Below are 16,727 nucleotides of genomic sequence, written 5' to 3'. Positions count from 1 at the left end.
CCAGCGTGCCGTCGCCGTCCCGGCCGACCGTCGTCGACCTCGCCTACGGACAGGTCCGTGTCGGGGGCCGATCAGCGGACGTGAGGGCGCTGCTCGAGGCGGTCGATGCCGCCACCGTCGTCGTGGCAGGCCTGCGGCAGTACGCCCACCAGGCATGGCAGGCGCAGTGGGCCGGACTCGGTCTGCCGGATCACGGACCGGACGGTCCGGTGCCGATCGTGCTGGGACATCCGAGCACCTGGGGCAGGCTGCGGGTGTCGGCGTTGTCGAGATCGGTCGCCGATCTCGGCGTGCCGGTGTCGCTCCTGCCACGAGCAGTCCTCATCGCCCGTAGCCATTCCGACGGTGCGATGCAGCGCTGTGCCGTCGTCGAGACGACGCACCTGCCCTCCGTGATGGCCGATCCGGCACGCCCGCGACGGACATCCTGGGACGTCACCCGGTTGCGGCGCACCGCGGCGGGCTGGGAGATCGAGGCGTCCGACGTGCTCGAACCCGACGCCGACGACATCGCCGCGCGCACCGAGGAGGTCGTCGACGACTCGGTCGAGGCCGTGTTCGTCGACGGAACCGTCCCGGAGGAGATCGCGCGCGCCGCCGACATCGTCTCCTTGCACGCGCTCGCCGGGCGGGTCGTGCCGGTCGACGGCGGCCTCATCCGCCGGTACGGATGGCGCTCCGGTCGGGCGGACTCACCGGCCGGCCACGGCGCCGCGGCCGCGATCCCTGTCGACGACGGCGAGGGCGAGGGCCGTACGACGCGGTGGATCCCGGTGGCCGGGGCGGTCGCGGTCGTGATCGCCCTGGTCGCCGCGGGTGTCGGATTCCTGCAGCGGGACAGCGGAGACGCGGCGTCCGACCGTACCGCCACCGTCGGGCGCACGAGCCTTTCCGTCCCCGCGGACTGGCGACAGAGCGAGCTCGGCGCGGCTCCCGGCCGCGACGGCCCCTCACGCACGGTGTTCGCCGACCCGGACACCGGACGCCGCATCCTGCTGGTCCAGAGCGACGTGCGATCGGATTCGACGCTGGCGTCGGTCGCGACGAGCCTGGGCAACCGGATCCGTCAGCGCGGCGACGACGTCGTCACCGAGTTCTCGCCGTCCACCCGATTCATGGGCCGTGACGTGATCAGCTACCGCGAGGCACCGGCCTCCGGCAGTGCCATCCGCTGGTACGTGCTGGTCGCCGACGGCACGCAGGTCTCGGTCGGCTGTCAGTCGGGGAACGCGGGGGAGTCGGTGGACGCCGAATGTGCGCGGGCGGTCTCGACGGTGCAGATCGCGCGATGACCCGCGTTTTGACCCTGACCAGCGCGATCGCGTAACCTGGACCGCTGGTGCATGGCATCCCCGACCGGGCGACCGGGACGGGATCGTCGAGGCCCGGGTCCCCACTGGTCGCCGGGAACAACCTCTGCCGTCGCACCCGACCAGCATCCACATCGACAGAGTTGAGGACCACTGTGCCCACCTACACCCCGAAGGCCGGTGACATCACGCGTTCGTGGCATGTCATCGACGCCACCGACGTGGTGCTCGGCCGCCTCGCCGTGCAGAGCGCGAACCTGCTCCGCGGCAAGCACAAGCCGACCTATGCACCGCACGCCGACGGCGGCGACTTCGTCGTCATCATCAACGCCGAGAAGGTCGCGCTGACCAGCAACAAGGCCGACCGCAAGCTGAACTACCGCCACTCCGGGCATCCGGGTGGACTCAAGGTCCAGACGACTGCCGAGCTCCTCGAGAGCCATCCCGAGCGGGTGGTCGAGAAGGCCATCAAGGGCATGCTGCCCCACACCAAGCTCGGACGCGCGATGGCGGCCAAGCTGAAGGTCTACGCCGGCCCGAACCATCCCCACGAGGCACAGCGCCCCGTGCCCTTCGAGATCAAGCAGGTGGCCCAGTGAGCAACGAGAACATCAACGAGCCGGCCGTCGAGATCGACGAGGAGATCCAGGTCGCCGCTGACGGCGGCGCCGAGGTCGCGGAGGTCGTCGAGCAGGCGTCGGACGACTACGACACCGAGATCGTCGCCGAGGCCGGCGAGGTCCGCGAGCCGGTCGTCATCGACCGCCCGATCCAGACCGTCGGCCGCCGTAAGGAAGCCGTGGTGCGGGTCCGCCTGGTCCCGGGTTCCGGTCAGTTCGAGCTGAACGGCCGCAGCCTCGAGGACTACTTCCCCAACAAGGTGCACCAGCAGCTCATCAAGGCACCGCTGGTCACCGTCGAGCGCACCGAGTCGTTCGACATCTTCGCCAAGCTCGTCGGCGGCGGCCCCTCGGGCCAGGCCGGTGCGCTGCGCCTGGGCATCGCCCGCGCGCTCATCGAGGTCACCCCGGATGATCGTCCCGCCCTCAAGAAGGCCGGATTCCTCACCCGTGACCCGCGTGCGGTCGAGCGCAAGAAGTACGGCCTGAAGAAGGCACGCAAGGCGTCGCAGTACTCCAAGCGCTGATCTTGGCACGCCTTTTCGGAACCGACGGCGTCCGGGGCCTGGCCAACGACGAGCTCACTCCCGAGCTCGCGTTGCGCCTGGCCTCGGCCGCCGCGGTCGTTTTCGAGCAACAGTCGTCGGCCACCGACGTGCGTCCGCGCGCCGTGGTGGGCCGCGACCCCCGCGCCTCCGGTGAGATGCTCGAGGCCGCCGTCTGTGCCGGTCTCGCCGCCACCGGGGTCGACGCCATCCGGGTGGGTGTCGTCCCGACGCCTGCTGTGGCGTACCTGACCGCCGACTACTCCGCCGATTTCGGCGTCATGATCTCGGCATCGCACAACCCGATGCCCGACAACGGCATCAAGTTCTTCTCCGGCGGAGGACACAAGCTCGAGGACGCGGTCGAGGACCGGATAGAGGCCGCGATGTCCGACGACTTCGCCCGGCCGATCGGTGCCGCGGTCGGTCGGGTCACCGACGCGCTCGATGCCGGAGACCGCTACCGGCGGCACCTCGCGAACGCTGTCGGATCTCGCCTCGATGGACTGACGGTGGTCGTCGACTGCGCTCACGGGGCTGCATCGACGCTTGCGCCACAGGCATATTCGGATGCCGGCGCGACCGTGATCGCGATTCACGCGGAGCCCGACGGTCTCAACATCAACGAGGACTGCGGGTCGACCCACATGGGCAAACTGCAGGCGGCCGTCCTCGAGCACGGGGCAGACATCGGGCTCGCCCATGACGGCGACGCAGACCGATGCCTCGCGGTCGACTCGACCGGGCAGGTCGTCGACGGTGACGCGATCATGGCGATCCTGGCGACCGCCCTCGCGTCGCGGGACCGATTGCGCGACAACGTCCTCGTCACCACGGTGATGAGCAACATGGGCCTGCACATCGCGATGCGTGAGGCCGGCATCACGTTGCGTACCACCGCGGTCGGCGACCGCTACGTCCTCGAGGAACTCCGCCGCGGCGACTTCTCGCTCGGCGGTGAGCAATCGGGCCACATCGTGGTGCCCGGTTGGGGCACCACCGGCGACGGCATCCTGACCGGTCTGTTGCTGATGGAGCAGATGGCCGCGACCGGACGGCGACTCGCCGATCTCGCGGGCATCATGACCGTGCTGCCGCAGGAGCTCATCAACGTCCGGGTGGGCGACAAACACGCGGTGGCCCAATCGGCGACCGTCAAGCAATCGGTCACCGACGCGGAGGCCGAACTCGGCGATCACGGACGAGTGCTGTTGCGCCCCTCCGGAACCGAACAACTGGTTCGGGTGATGGTGGAGGCCCCGACCGGCGATCTCGCACGGTCGGTGGCACGGCGCATCGCCGACGTCGTGGAAGCAGCGGGCGGGTGAGTACCCCGGCCGCGGTCCTGTTCGACTTCTCCGGGACGCTCTTCCGGTTCGAGGCGGCCGACGACTGGTTCGCCGGCCTGCACGACGAGAACGGTGACGACCTCCATCTCGATGCGCAGGCCGAGCTGATCCGTCGGATGACCCAGCCGGTCGGATTGCCCGCCGCCATCGCCGACGACGACCGGATCGCCTGGGAACAGCGAGATCTCGACCCGGCGAAACACCGTCGCGCGTACCTGTCGATGCTGCGCGCCTCCGGTCTCACCGGCGAGGGGCACGCCGAGCAGCTCTACGGTCGCGTCGTCGACCCACACTCGTGGCAGATCTTCCCGGACACCGAGAAGGTCCTGCGCGGGTTGCGTTCCGCGGGTATCGGGGTCGGCGTGGTCAGCAACATCGCCTTCGATCTGCGGGATGTGCTGGCGCTGCACGGGATCGTCGATCTCGTCGACGCCTACGCCCTGTCGTTCGAGGTCGGCGCGATCAAGCCCGATCCGCGGATCTTCCACGCCGCCCTCGATCCTCTCGGCGTCGCGCCCGAGTCCGCCCTGATGATCGGCGACAGCGAAGAGGCCGACGGTGGCTGCCGCGCACTCGGATGTGCTTTCGAACTCGTCCACGACGTCCCGGTGGTGCAGCGGCGCACCGCACTCCTCGATGCCGTGCGCGCACGTGGCGTGGCCATCGACGTCGCCGACTGATCAGCGGATCGAACGATGTCCGGTCCTGTCCTCGTCACCGGCGCGGATGACCACATCGGCGGATGGATCGTCGCGGAGCTGATCGGACACGGGCACCGCGTGCGAGCAGTCGTCGGTGACTCCACCCGGTCCGACGGCCTTCGCGCCGCGATCGCGCGGATCGGTGATTCTCCCGATCAACTGGAGATCGCCGCTGTCGCACTTTCGTCCGACGACGGCTGGGACGCCGCACTGGCGGGTGTCGACATCGTCGTGCACGCCGCCGCGGGCGGCGCTGCCTCCGGGCCAGGCGGTCCCGACGGCATCGTCGAGGCCGACGTCGTCGAGCGTGTCGTCGGCGGCACGCGGCGGCTCTTCGGAGCGGCCGGCGAGGCCGGGGTCCGGCGGGTGGTGATGACCTCGGCGGTCGGCGCCGCTCGACCGCAGACGGTCGTCGACGATTCACCCACCGACGAGAGTGTCTGGACCGCAATCGATCTCGATCTCCGGGACGATGCGATACCCGGGCGTCTGCTGGCGGCGATCGCCGAGCGGGCGGCCTGGGAGTTCGCCGAGCGGCCGGGCACACCCGAGCTCGTGACGATATTGCCGGGCGCCGTGCTGGGGCCGGTGTTGTCGTCGGAGGCGGTCGGGGCGACCGGTGTCATCGGTCAGATGCTGGCGGGGAAGGCTCCGCGCATCCCCGCCATCGGGGTCGAGGTCACCGACGTCCGGGACCTCGCCACCGTCCACCTGCGGGCGTTGACGGCGCCGGAGGCGGCCGGAAGCCGGTTCCTGGTCACCGGTGAGTTCCTGTGGTTGCGAGAGATCGCGGAGACCCTGCGCGAGCGGCTCGGAGCCGACGCCGACCAGGTGAGCACGAAGGGCATGCCGGATCGACTGATCCGCCTGCTCGGCCGCAGGACACCCGCGGTGGCATCGGTCCTGCCGTTGCTCGGTCGTCGTATCCGGCACGATCCGAGCCGGGCCCGCGACACCCTTGGCTGGGAACCGCGACCGGCCCGCGACACCGTCGAGGACTGCGCCACGTCGCTGATCGAATTCGGGATCCGCTGAGATCGAGGGAACCGGACCCGCCGCTCGCGCGTCTAAACTGCACACGAATCATTCGACGCCCGGGGGAGGAAACCGTTGTCCGAGAGTGCGCTGCCCGTCCGGCCCACCGGCCCCCGGGTGACCGTCGACGTCGACGAGATCCGATCCGTCGCTGGCTTCTATCGTGCCGCGGCAACCGTCGTCGGCGACGCCGCCGACCGGATCGGCGCCGACGAGCTCGGGGAGTGGGCGGGCGCGGACTACTCCGACATGGGCCGACGGTATCGCGACATGGGACGCGTGATCGCCGATCGCCTCGCCGAACAGTCCCGTGCGGCACGGCGACTCGCGGACACACTCGACCGCGGCGTCACTACACTCGTCCACACCGACGCCGAGATCGGCGACGATCTGCGCGGCAGGGGCCGGCATCGGGCCGACGAGAGCGGTGGCCGGTGACGCGGCCCGGCGACTCCCTCGGCGCCCTGCGCGATCAGGCGGTCGCCGGAGTCGAGGACCTCGTCGACGTCCTCGCCCTGTCCGCCACGCTCGGCGGGGACCCGACCGACCCGGACATGGTGCACCGACCGTTCCGGCGCGTCGGCGGGTTCGACGCCCGCCGTCTCGCCGCGGACGCCCACCGTCTCGCCGCCGCGCATCACGCGGTGGCCGATCACCTGCACCGACTCCCCGAACAGCAGGTCCGGCTGGGTCGCGGGTGGACCGGTGACACCGGGATGCGGGCGGTCGCGGCAGTGATCGAGCACCAGCGGCGGGCGGAGTCCGATCTCCACGGTCTGCGCACACTGGCAGAGGCGACGGGTGCCGCATCGTCCGGGATCGATCAGCTGCTGCGCACCTGGTATCTGACGGTGGCCCGATTGTCGGCGCCACTCGTCGCGGGTGTTCCGATCGCCGAGGTCCCCGAGGCGATCGTGACCGGCCGGGTGCCGCTGCCGGTCGTCGTCGAGGACATCGCCTCACGCGCCCGGCTCTACTTCACCACGGCGGAGGCGACGGTCCGAGGCATCGACGACATTCTCGACCAGCTGAACCGCGTCACCGAGACGATGGATCTCGAGCCGTACCCCGACGCCCCGGCCCCGGCCTCTGCGACCGAACCCCCGGCCCCGGCCTCTGCGACCGAACCCGGCGATCCCTCGGCGTCGGACGTCCCGCTCCGCCTCACGCCGGACGGCGTCGCTCCGGAGACGGCCACACCGGACACCGCCACACCGGACACCGCCACACCCGGGACCGGCCACACCGGGGCAGACCACACCGGGGCCGACGCCCGAACCGCCCCTGCGGAGGATGCCGGCCTGGCGGCCCGCCCGGCCTCTCCGGCGACCGGACCGGAGGCCTCCACGACACCCGAGGCCTCCGGCCGGCAGGATGCGCCGGACCGTCGGGACGCCAGTCCACCGGGTGAGGCGTCCTCGGGCGGGGATCTCGCACTGGCCGGGGAGGAATGAGTGGTGGCATCGTCATGAATCTCGCCGATCAGATCGAGGCGATCGCCCGCCGGGCCACGGCCCACGTCACCGCCGCGTCGAATGCGTTCTCCGACACCCAGCGGCGTCTCACCGCGGAACTGGCCGAGCACCGGGAGGACAACGACCCGCGTGAACGCCTGCGCGAGGGGCTACGGCGGGAGGCGGACGCCGCCGACGTCGACACCCCACGACTGCTGCTGCCGGCCGACGTTGCCGAGGCCAGTCCCCATCGTCGCGCCACCGACGAATAGGCTGTCGGTGTGCCGGCCACGAAACCAGTGCAGTCCCCGAAACCCGGGTCCCCCTCGGGTCGTCGTTCACGACGTGCCACGCCGTCGCGATCACCGGAACGGCTGATGACCGAGCTGTCGCGGCGGGGCCCGCACAAGGTCCTCCGCGGCGACCTGGGGATCGTCGGGATGCGAGGCCAGGTCTTCACTCCGGCGACCGGCCGTCGTCTGCCCGCCATCGCGCTCGGGCACGCATGGCTTGCCGACAGTCGTCGGTACCGTGATCTGCTCTATCACTTCGCCTCGTGGGGATTCGTCGCCGTCGCGCCCGACGGCAACAGCGGGGTCCTCGTCTCCGACACCGGCCTCGCCGCAGATCTCCGCGGCGCCCTCGGGCTCGTCTCCCGGGTAGCGCTGGGCTTCGGCGCGGTCACCGTCGACCCCGATCGGCTGGGACTCGTCGGGCACGGCTTCGGTGCCGCCGCGGCGGTTCTCGCTGCATCAGGCCAACAGGTGCAGGGCCAGCACGCGCCCGAGGTGTCCGGGGTGGCCGCGCTCTTCCCGGCCCCCACCACGTCGGTCCTGCTCCCGGCCGCCGGACTGGTCACCGCGCCGGGTCTCGTCGTCGCCGGTGCGGGTGAACTCCGGACCGTCGACAGCAACGCTCTCACGCTGGCCACCGCGTACGCGGGCGATGTGGTCTTGCGCACTGTCCCCAAGGGCAACGCCAAGGATCTCCTCGAGCGTCGGACGGTGAACTCCCTCATCGGGATGAACGGTTCCGACCGTGCACTGCACGGACTCATCCGGGCCGTCACGACCGGATTCCTGCTGCACACCGTGGCTGGTGACACCGAGTACCAGGCGTTCACCGATCCATCCGCCACGCTGGGAAAACTGGGTGTCATCGACCTCGACGACCCGCCCGCGCAGGCGGTCGACCCGGTGTCCCGCCTCCTCGGTGCCAAATCTCGGAAGCGGCGTACGCGGAAGCGCTGACCTCACAGGTACCCTGACTGTCTATGTGTGGAATCGTCGGATACGTCGGGCGGCGCGATGCGCTGGGCATCGTGGTCGAGGCACTTCGGCGGATGGAGTACCGCGGATACGACTCGGCCGGGGTGGCGATTCTCGACGGGCAGGGCAGCACCGCCGTCGAGAAGAAGGCCGGCCGCCTGGAGAACCTGGACAAGCAGATCGCGGCCGTCGGCGCGGAGACCCTCTCCGGGACCACCGGGATGGGACACACCCGCTGGGCCACCCACGGACAGCCGACGGACCGCAACGCCCACCCCCACGTGAGCACCGACGGCAAGATCGCCGTCGTCCACAACGGCATCATCGAGAACTACGCCCCGCTGCGTGCCGAACTCGAGGACGCCGGGATCGACTTCACCTCGGACACCGACACCGAGACCGCGGTGCATCTGCTGGAGAGTTACTACGCGGCGGGGCCGACCGCCGGTGACTTCGTCTCCAGCGCCTACGCCGCGCTCCGCCGTCTCGAGGGTGCGTTCACGCTCGTCTTCACCCATTCCGATCACCCGGACACCATCGTCGCCGCACGCCGGTCCACGCCGCTCGTCGTCGGCGTCGGCGACGGCGAGATGTTCGTCAGCTCCGATGTGACCGCGTTCATCGAACACACGCGGGATGCCGTCGAACTCGGTCAGGACGAGGTCGTCATCATCACCGCCGACGACTACCGCATCTCCGATTTCGACGGCGATCCGCGCCCCGGCAAGCCCTTCCACATCAACTGGGATCTCGCGGCGGCCGAGAAGTCGGGTTACGACTTCTTCATGCTCAAGGAGATCGCCGAGCAGCCGGCGGCGCTGGCCGACACCCTGCTCGGTCATCTCCAGAACGGTCGGATCGTCCTCGACGAGCAGCGCCTCACCGACGACGACCTCCGCGACGTGGACAAGGTGTTCGTCGTCGCCTGTGGCACGGCGTATCACGCAGGTCTGCTGGCGAAGTACGCGATCGAGCACTGGACACGCATCCCGGTCGAGGTCGAACTGGCCAGCGAGTTCCGTTACCGCGACCCCGTCCTGGACCGGTCCACCCTGGTCGTCGCGATCTCCCAGTCGGGCGAGACCGCGGACACGCTGGAAGCGGTCCGGCACGCCAAGGATCAGAAGGCCCGCGTCCTGGCGATCTGCAACACCAACGGGGCGCAGATCCCGCGGGAGTCGGACGCGGTCCTCTATACCCACGCCGGTCCGGAGATCGGCGTCGCCTCGACCAAGTGCTTCCTCGCCCAGATCGTCGCCGCCTACCTCGTCGGACTGGCGCTGGCACAGGCTCGAGGGACCAAGTATGCCGACGAGGTGTCGCGGGAGTTCGCCGCGATGGAGGCCATGTCCGGTGCGGTCACCGAGGTGCTGAGGACCATGGAGCCGGTACGCGACCTGGCCCGGTCGCTGGCCGATCACGACACCGTGCTGTTCATCGGGCGCCACGTCGGCTACCCGGTCGCACTCGAGGGTGCGCTGAAACTCAAGGAACTCGCGTACATGCACGCGGAGGGTTTCGCCGCGGGTGAGCTCAAGCACGGTCCGATCGCACTGCTCGAGGACGGGCTGCCGGTCATCGTCGTCATGCCGTCGGCCGAGGGGCGTGCGGTCCTGCACTCGAAGATGATCAGCAACATCCGCGAGATCCAGGCACGGGGCGCCCGGACGATCGTCATCGCGGAGGAGGCCGATGCGGCGGCGGCCGCGGTCGCCGACCATCTCATCCCGATGCCCAAGGTGCCGACGCTGATGCAGCCGCTGGTCTCGACGATCCCGTTGCAGGTCTTCGCGGCAACGGTGGCACAGGCCCGCGGCTACGACGTCGACAAGCCACGCAATCTGGCCAAGTCGGTCACCGTCGAGTAGCAACACCATGCCGATCCGCTACCTCACCGCCGAGCGGGTCCGGGAGGCGGAGCACGCGACCGGGCACCTGCTGGAGGACGGCACGCTGATGCGCCGGGCGTCGGCGGGAGTCGCTCACGTCGTGATCCGTGAACTCGACCGCACCGGCGGCGTGTACGGGCGGCGCGTGGGACTCGTCGTGGGTGCGGGCGACAACGGCGGTGACGCACTCTTCGCGGGTGCCGCCCTGCAGCGTCGCGGAGTCGCCTGTGCCGCACTGTTTCTCGCTCCCGACAAGGCGCACGCCGGTGGCCGTGCCGCCTTCCGCCGCGCCGGTGGTCGTGAGGTCCCGGCGCTCCCGGCCGAGCTCGACATCGTGATCGACGGCGTCGTGGGGATCGGCGGTCGGGGCCCTTTGCGGCCGGCTGCCGCAGAGGTGTTCGCCGCACTGCAACCCGCCGACGCAGGGGGTCCTGCCGTCGTGTCCGTCGATCTGCCCTCCGGCGTCGACGTCGATACGGGCGAGGTGCACGATCCCGCGGTGCAGGCGTCGGTCACCGTCACGTTCGGCGTTCCGCGGAACGCTCATCTGCTGGCCGCGCCGCGGTGTGGTCGAGTCGAGGTCGTCGACATCGGGCTCGGTCCGGACGGAACCGACGGCGGAACGGATCCCGGGCCCCGGTTCGAGTCGCTCACCGACGACGAGGTCGGCCGGCTGTGGCCGGTGCCCGGTGCCTCCGACGACAAGTACAGCCAGGGTGTTGTCGGCGTCATCGCCGGCTCCGCCCGCTATCCGGGTGCGGCACTCCTCGCGACCGGTGCGGCCGTCGCCGCCACCTCGGGCATGACGCGGTATGTCGGATCCGCCGGCGACGAGGTCGTCTCCCACTTCCCCGAGGTCGTCGTCGCGGCGACACTTCCCGATGCCGGCCGCGTGCAGGCCTGGGTCATCGGACCGGGTGCCGGCACCGACGACGCCGCTCTCGCGCTGCTCCGCCGGGTCCTGTCGACCGATCTGCCGGTCCTGGTCGACGCCGACGGGTTGTCGCTGGTGGCGCAGCATCCCGAGTTGGTGACCGAACGTGCGGCGCCGACCCTGCTCACCCCGCACGCGGGTGAGTTCGCCCGGCTCACCGGCACCGACCTGGGTGCCGACAGACTCGGGGCGGTGCGCGACCTGGCCCGGCGGTGGCAGGTGACCGTCCTGCTGAAGGGCCGCGTCACGCTGATCGCGGACCCGTCCGGCGACGTCCTCGGCAACGACGCCGGCAGTTCGTGGGCGGCGACGGCCGGCGCCGGTGACGTGCTGTCCGGGATCGCCGGCTCGCTGCTCGCCGCCGGTCTCGCGCCGCGACTCGCCGGCGCCGCCGCCGCGCGCGTCCACGCACGCGCCGCCGTCCTGGCCGCGCGCGGTGCCCCGATCGGCGCGTCCGCACTGTCGTCGGCCATCCGTCCTGCCATCCGTGACCTGCGCAGCAGCGCCTGAGGACCGATGATCAGCGCCCGTCTGGGAGAATGGCAGCGATGACCTCTGCCCTGACCGCGACCATCGATCTCGATGCGATCGCCCACAACGTCGACGTGCTGCGTACCACCGCGGGCGCCGACGTCCTCGCGGTCGTGAAGGCCGACGCCTACGGTCACGGCGCCGTCCCGGTCGCCCGGGCGGTCCTGGCCGCCGGTGCCACCGAACTCGGAGTCGCCCACATCACCGAAGCCCTCGCGTTGCGACACGCCGGGATCTCCGCGCACGTGACGTCCTGGCTACACGGCGCGGGCGCCGACTTCGACGGTGCGATCGCCCACGACATCGACATCGCGGTCTCGTCGTCGCGCCAGCTCGCAGCGGTGATCGACGCCGCGCGCCGACGGTCGGAGACGGCCACGGTCACCGTCAAGGTGGACACCGGGCTGAACCGTAGTGGTGTCGCCACCGAGGACTGGTCGGATGTCGCCGAGATGCTGGCCAAGGCGCGTGCCGACGGCGCAGTCGAGGTCCGTGCCATCATGTGTCACCTGGCGCGTGGGGACGAGCCCGATCATCCACTGAACTCCCTGCAGGCCGACCGGCTCGACGAGGCGGCGGCGGACCTGCGCCGACTCGGCGCCGGGCCGGAGGTCATGCACATCGCCAATTCACCTGCGGCGCTGACCCGTCCCGACCTGGCGCGGGACCTGATCCGGCCGGGAATCGCACTGTATGGCCGGACGCCCATCCCGGAACTCGGCGATTTCGGCCTCGTTCCGGCGATGACGCTCGAGGCGGACATCGTGCTCGTCAAGAACCTCGCCGCGGGCGACGGCGTCAGCTACAACCACACGTGGATCGCCCCGTCCGACACCAGGATCGGCGTCGTCGCGGCCGGCTACGCCGACGGGGTGCCGCGCCTGCTGTCCGGAGCGATCGCGGTTCGGGTCAACGGGCGCACGTTCCGGGGTGTGGGACGAATCTGTATGGACCAGTTGGTCATCGACCTCGGCGCCGACGGTGGCGGGGTCCGAGAGGGGGATCGTGCGGAACTCTTCGGAACAGGTCGCGACGGTGGTACCACCGCCAAGGACTGGGCCGATGCGATCGGCACCATCGACTACGAGATCGTCACGGGGATCGGCCGACGCGCCGAGCGGGTGTACGTCGGTGGCAGACGGGCCGGTGACGGACATGGATAGGTCCGAGCGGATCGGATGGCTGGCCGGTGTGACCGGAGTCGCCGGGCTCGGCGCGGTCGCTGCCGGTGGTGTCGCCCGGAACGTGGCGCGACGCCGGGTCCACGGGCGTGCGGATCCGTTCGCGGACATCGACTTCACCTCGATCTACGACGATCCGGCCACCACGGTCACCACCGACGACGGGCTCGAACTCGCGGTCCGGTCAGTGGTCACCGGACCCGAGGGCATCGATCCGGAACTCACCGTGGTGTTCGTCCACGGTTTCAGCCTCCGGATGGCGAGCTGGCATTTCCAGCGATATGCGCTCGCCGAGCAATGGTCGGACCGGCCGATCCGCATGGTGTTCTTCGACCACCGGGGACATGGGCGCAGCGATCCCGCGCCGTCACACACCTGCACGATCGGTCAGCTCGCCGACGACACGGGCGCCGTCATCCGCGCCATTGCGCCGTCGGGACCCGTTGTGCTCGTCGGACATTCGATGGGTGGGATGTCGGTGATGGGATTGGCGCGCCGCGATCCCGCACTGTTCGGTTCCGATGGCCGGGTGACCGGGGTGGGACTGATCGCCACCGCGTCCCGCGGGCTGACGGAGGCGGGACTCGGTGAGGGACTGACCAATCCGTTGCTCGACGCGTTCCGGTTGTCGGTGCGGCATGTGCCCGCTCTGGTGCGGGCCGGGCGTGGCGTCACACGTGCGGCTCTCGAGCCGGTGTTGGTGGCGGCGAGCTTCGGGTCCGACTTCTACAGTCCGGTCGCCGGGCGTGCCGTCGAGAAGATGATCCAGAACACCCGGATCGAGACCATCGTCGACTTCCTGCACGCCCTGGAGGACCACGACGAGTCGACGGCGCTGCCGGTGCTCGCGCAGGTGCCCTCGGTCGTGGTGTGCGGCAACGAGGATCGACTCACGCCGCTCCAGAAGTCGATGCGCATGTACGGCGAGCTCGGTGAGGACTCCGAACTCGTCGTCGTCGACGGTGCCGGCCACATGGTGCCCATGGAGGAACCGGAGATCGTCACCGCGGCGATCGCCGAACTCGTCGACCGGGCGCGCGCGGCGGTTCCGCAGCCGCGCCGACGGTGGTGGAAGAAGATGGTGGGCGCCCGGTGATCGAGTCCGCGACCAGGGGTGCGACGGGTTCACGGGTGTTGCCCGACGTCGCCGACACCGAAGACCTCGGCCGGGAACTGGCCGCAACGCTGTCCGCCGGCGATCTGGTCATCCTCGACGGCCCGCTCGGTGCCGGCAAAACCGCACTCGCCCGCGGGATCGGGGCCGGCCTGCGCGTTGTCGGACGCGTGTCGTCGCCGACCTTCATCATCGCGCGTGAGCACCGTCCCTCACTTCCCGATCTACCCGGCATGATCCATGTCGACGCCTATCGGCTCGGCGGGCTCGACGAACTCGACGCCCTCGACCTCGACTCGGATCTGAGGGGCGCGGTCGTCGTCGTGGAGTGGGGTGAGGGTGTGGCCGAGCGACTCGCGGAGCGCCACCTGCTGGTCCGGCTCCGCCGTGAGCCGGATTCCGATGTCCGGCAGGCCGACTGGGGATGGGTGGAGCACTGATGTACGTCCTGGCGATCGACACCTCGACCGACGCGGTCGTGACGGGCGTGGCGCGCGTCGACGACGCGGGGACCGGGGTCCTCGCCGAACGTGCGGTGTCCGACGGCCGGCGGCACGCCGAGGTGCTGACGACCCTCATCGCCGAGGTGCTGACCGAATCGGCCGTCGCGCGAGGAGATCTCGACGCGGTGGTCCTCGGCTGCGGTCCGGGTCCGTTCACCGGGCTGCGCGTCGGCATGGCGACGGCGGCATCGTTCGCGGATGCGTTGGCGCTGCCGGTGTACGGGGTGTGTTCGCTCGACGCGGTGGCGGCGTGCGCCGCTGACGACATCGCGGGGGGTTCGGTGCCTCGCTCGGTTCTCGTGGTCACCGATGCCCGTCGACGCGAGATCTATTGGGCGCGTTATGTCGACGGCGAACGCGTCAGTGGACCGTCGGTGACCGCGCCCGCGGAGGTGGTGGCCGATCTCGCGGCGGTCGACATCGACCTCGTCGTCGGCTCACCCGAACATGCGCGGTTGTTCGATCGGCCGGTCGGTAGGGCGACCGCGCCGTCGACCGCCGGACTCGTCGGCAGCGCGATCACCGACCTGCGATCCGTGGCGACCCCGGCGCCGTTGGTGCCGCTGTACCTCCGCCGGCCGGACGCGGTGGAGCCGACGGCCAAGCGCCGGCGGGCCGCTGCGGGCGGAGTGGGCCGATGACGACCTCTGAGTTGCTGATCGACGATCTCGGTTACGTCGACATCCCGCGCTGCGCGGCGTTGGAGAAGGAAATGTTCGCCGGCGACTCGCCGTGGCCTGCAACCGCTTTCCGGGCGGAACTCAACGCCCCCTACAATCGTTATTTCGCGGCCCGCGAGGTGCGTGGCGGCGAGGTCGTCGGCTACGCGGGGGTGTCCACGCTGGGAACGGCGGGATCGTACGAATGCGAGATCCACACGATCGCCGTGGCGCCGTCACATCGTGGTCGCGGGTACGGCCGGGCGCTGCTGGCCGCACTGCTCGACGTCGCCGACGACTGCGGCGCACCGATGTTCCTCGAGGTCCGCACCGACAACGACACGGCCATCGAACTCTATGCGCGAAACGGCTTCGTACGGTCGGGGATTCGGCGCAACTACTATCAGCCGTCGGGAGCCGACGCGTACACCATGATCCGGCCGGCCCAGTCGCCGACCGCTCCACAGCCGGGGAGCGCCCCATGATCGTGATGGGTGTCGAGAGTTCGTGTGACGAGACCGGGGTCGGCATCGTGCGGTGGGAACCGGACGGGATCGGCGACGGTGGTCGGGGCACGGCGACACTGTTGGCTGACGAGGTGGCCTCCAGCGTCGACGAGCACGCGCGATTCGGTGGTGTCGTCCCCGAGATCGCATCCCGCGCTCATCTCGAGGCGATCGTCCCCACGATGCGGCGTGCCCGCGAGGCGGCCGGGATCGACCGTCCGGATGCGATCGCGGTGACGATCGGTCCGGGTCTGGCCGGGGCGTTGCTCGTGGGAGTGTCGGCGGCCAAGGCCTACGCACTGGCGTGGGATGTGCCGCTGTACGCGATGAACCACCTCGGCGGGCACGTCGCGGTCGACACTCTCGAACACGGACCGATGCCGGAGTGCGTCGCGCTGCTGGTCAGCGGCGGCCACACACACCTGCTGCACGTGACCGACCTCGCCCGCCCGATCACCGAACTCGGCACCACCGTCGACGACGCGGCGGGGGAGGCCTTCGACAAGGTGGCGCGACTCCTGGATCTCGGGTTCCCCGGTGGTCCCGCCCTCGACCGTGCCGCGGAGCGTGGAGATCCGCACGCCATGGCGTTCCCGCGCGGGATGACCGGACCGCGCGACGCACGATATGACTTCTCGTTCAGCGGCCTCAAGACTGCGGTTGCCCGTCACGTCGAGAGATGTGAGCGCGAGGGTGCCGAGCCGGCGATTCCCGACATCGCGGCGTCGTTCCAGGAAGCGGTTGCCGATGTCCTCACGATGAAGGCGATCCGCGCCTGCACCGACCTCGACGTGGACACCCTCGTCCTCGGCGGGGGCGCGACCGCGAACTCCCGCATCCGCTCGATGGCACAGGAGCGCTGCGCCGCGGCCGGCATCACCCTGCGCGTGCCGCGACCGCGTCTGTGCACCGACAACGGTGTCATGATCGCGACGCTCGGTGCTCACGTCATCGGCGGCGGAGCGACACCGTCGCCGCTGACAGTGGCGACCGACCCCGGTATGTCGGTGCAGGTCAGTCAGCTCTGAGCGATCAGCCCAGACTTTCGCACCCTCTGCCCTTGAGTGCTGGCACTCGCATGTATAGAGTGCTAGTGGCACTGTGATGAAGTCTCGTACACCCGCGACT

Annotated in this window: 18 protein-coding genes; all 18 read left to right on the top strand. The window is 70.3% G+C overall.

Features of this window, described 5'->3' with window-relative positions; genetic code table 11:
- The first annotated feature begins 5 nt into the window (after positions 1–5).
- The 18 genes from QSJ19_RS22005 (at position 6) to tsaD (ending at position 16,627) form a co-directional block, all read left to right on the top strand.
- Positions 6–1,292, top strand: coding sequence for a type VII secretion-associated protein (locus QSJ19_RS22005; protein ID WP_286323135.1), 1,287 nt, complete (start codon positions 6–8; stop codon positions 1,290–1,292).
- A 173-nt stretch (positions 1,293–1,465) separates the two neighbouring features.
- Positions 1,466–1,909, top strand: coding sequence for a 50S ribosomal protein L13 (rplM, locus tag QSJ19_RS22000; protein WP_286323134.1), 444 nt, complete (start codon positions 1,466–1,468; stop codon positions 1,907–1,909).
- Complete coding sequence (rpsI, locus tag QSJ19_RS21995; RefSeq protein ID WP_286323133.1) at positions 1,906–2,457, top strand: 30S ribosomal protein S9; 552 nt, start codon at positions 1,906–1,908, stop codon at positions 2,455–2,457. The genes rplM and rpsI overlap by 4 nt, the downstream gene beginning before the upstream one ends.
- 2 nt (positions 2,458–2,459) lie before the next feature.
- Complete coding sequence (gene glmM / locus QSJ19_RS21990) at positions 2,460–3,803, top strand: phosphoglucosamine mutase (RefSeq protein WP_286323132.1); 1,344 nt, start codon at positions 2,460–2,462, stop codon at positions 3,801–3,803.
- Positions 3,800–4,504 (top strand): HAD-IA family hydrolase, encoded by a 705-nt coding sequence (locus tag QSJ19_RS21985; RefSeq protein ID WP_286323131.1) that lies wholly within the window; start codon positions 3,800–3,802, stop codon positions 4,502–4,504. The genes glmM and QSJ19_RS21985 overlap by 4 nt, the downstream gene beginning before the upstream one ends.
- Positions 4,505–4,519: 15 nt before the next feature.
- Positions 4,520–5,560, top strand: coding sequence for an NAD-dependent epimerase/dehydratase family protein (locus QSJ19_RS21980; protein ID WP_286323130.1), 1,041 nt, complete (start codon positions 4,520–4,522; stop codon positions 5,558–5,560).
- Positions 5,561–5,635: 75 nt separating this feature from the next.
- Positions 5,636–5,998, top strand: coding sequence for a hypothetical protein (locus QSJ19_RS21975; RefSeq protein ID WP_286323129.1), 363 nt, complete (start codon positions 5,636–5,638; stop codon positions 5,996–5,998).
- Entirely contained in the window at positions 5,995–7,014 is a 1,020-nt protein-coding gene (locus QSJ19_RS21970) for a hypothetical protein (RefSeq protein WP_286323128.1), read from the top strand. Before QSJ19_RS21975 ends, QSJ19_RS21970 begins: the two co-directional genes overlap by 4 nt.
- Positions 7,011–7,286: a hypothetical protein gene (locus QSJ19_RS21965; protein ID WP_502876315.1), complete on the top strand. Its 276-nt coding sequence runs from the start codon at positions 7,011–7,013 to the stop codon at positions 7,284–7,286. Before QSJ19_RS21970 ends, QSJ19_RS21965 begins: the two co-directional genes overlap by 4 nt.
- A 105-nt stretch (positions 7,287–7,391) precedes the next feature.
- A complete protein-coding gene (locus tag QSJ19_RS21960) occupies positions 7,392–8,264 on the top strand; it encodes a dienelactone hydrolase family protein (protein ID WP_286323127.1) in 873 nt (290 codons plus the stop codon).
- 23 nt (positions 8,265–8,287) lie between these two features.
- A complete protein-coding gene (gene glmS / locus QSJ19_RS21955; RefSeq protein WP_286323126.1) occupies positions 8,288–10,150 on the top strand; it encodes a glutamine--fructose-6-phosphate transaminase (isomerizing) in 1,863 nt (620 codons plus the stop codon).
- A 7-nt stretch (positions 10,151–10,157) separates the two neighbouring features.
- Positions 10,158–11,615, top strand: a complete 1,458-nt coding sequence (locus QSJ19_RS21950; protein ID WP_286323125.1) for an NAD(P)H-hydrate dehydratase — start codon at positions 10,158–10,160, stop codon at positions 11,613–11,615.
- A 38-nt stretch (positions 11,616–11,653) separates the two neighbouring features.
- A complete protein-coding gene (alr, locus tag QSJ19_RS21945) occupies positions 11,654–12,799 on the top strand; it encodes an alanine racemase (protein ID WP_286323124.1) in 1,146 nt (381 codons plus the stop codon).
- Positions 12,792–13,913 carry an alpha/beta fold hydrolase gene (locus tag QSJ19_RS21940; RefSeq protein WP_286323123.1) on the top strand — a complete coding sequence of 374 codons (1,122 nt, stop codon included), beginning with the start codon at positions 12,792–12,794 and terminating at the stop codon, positions 13,911–13,913. Before alr ends, QSJ19_RS21940 begins: the two co-directional genes overlap by 8 nt.
- A complete protein-coding gene (gene tsaE / locus QSJ19_RS21935) occupies positions 13,910–14,371 on the top strand; it encodes a tRNA (adenosine(37)-N6)-threonylcarbamoyltransferase complex ATPase subunit type 1 TsaE (protein WP_286323122.1) in 462 nt (153 codons plus the stop codon). Before QSJ19_RS21940 ends, tsaE begins: the two co-directional genes overlap by 4 nt.
- Positions 14,356–15,075: a tRNA (adenosine(37)-N6)-threonylcarbamoyltransferase complex dimerization subunit type 1 TsaB gene (gene tsaB / locus QSJ19_RS21930; RefSeq protein ID WP_286323121.1), complete on the top strand. Its 720-nt coding sequence runs from the start codon at positions 14,356–14,358 to the stop codon at positions 15,073–15,075. Before tsaE ends, tsaB begins: the two co-directional genes overlap by 16 nt.
- Positions 15,072–15,578 carry a ribosomal protein S18-alanine N-acetyltransferase gene (gene rimI / locus QSJ19_RS21925; RefSeq protein ID WP_286323119.1) on the top strand — a complete coding sequence of 169 codons (507 nt, stop codon included), beginning with the start codon at positions 15,072–15,074 and terminating at the stop codon, positions 15,576–15,578. Before tsaB ends, rimI begins: the two co-directional genes overlap by 4 nt.
- Positions 15,575–16,627 carry a tRNA (adenosine(37)-N6)-threonylcarbamoyltransferase complex transferase subunit TsaD gene (gene tsaD, locus QSJ19_RS21920; protein ID WP_286323118.1) on the top strand — a complete coding sequence of 351 codons (1,053 nt, stop codon included), beginning with the start codon at positions 15,575–15,577 and terminating at the stop codon, positions 16,625–16,627. Before rimI ends, tsaD begins: the two co-directional genes overlap by 4 nt.
- The last annotated feature ends 100 nt before the right edge of the window (positions 16,628–16,727 follow it).

Origin of the sequence: Gordonia sp. ABSL11-1, assembly GCF_030315685.1 — a bacterium.
Lineage (GTDB): Bacteria > Actinomycetota > Actinomycetes > Mycobacteriales > Mycobacteriaceae > Gordonia.
This window is presented reverse-complemented; position numbering and strand designations above follow the sequence as displayed.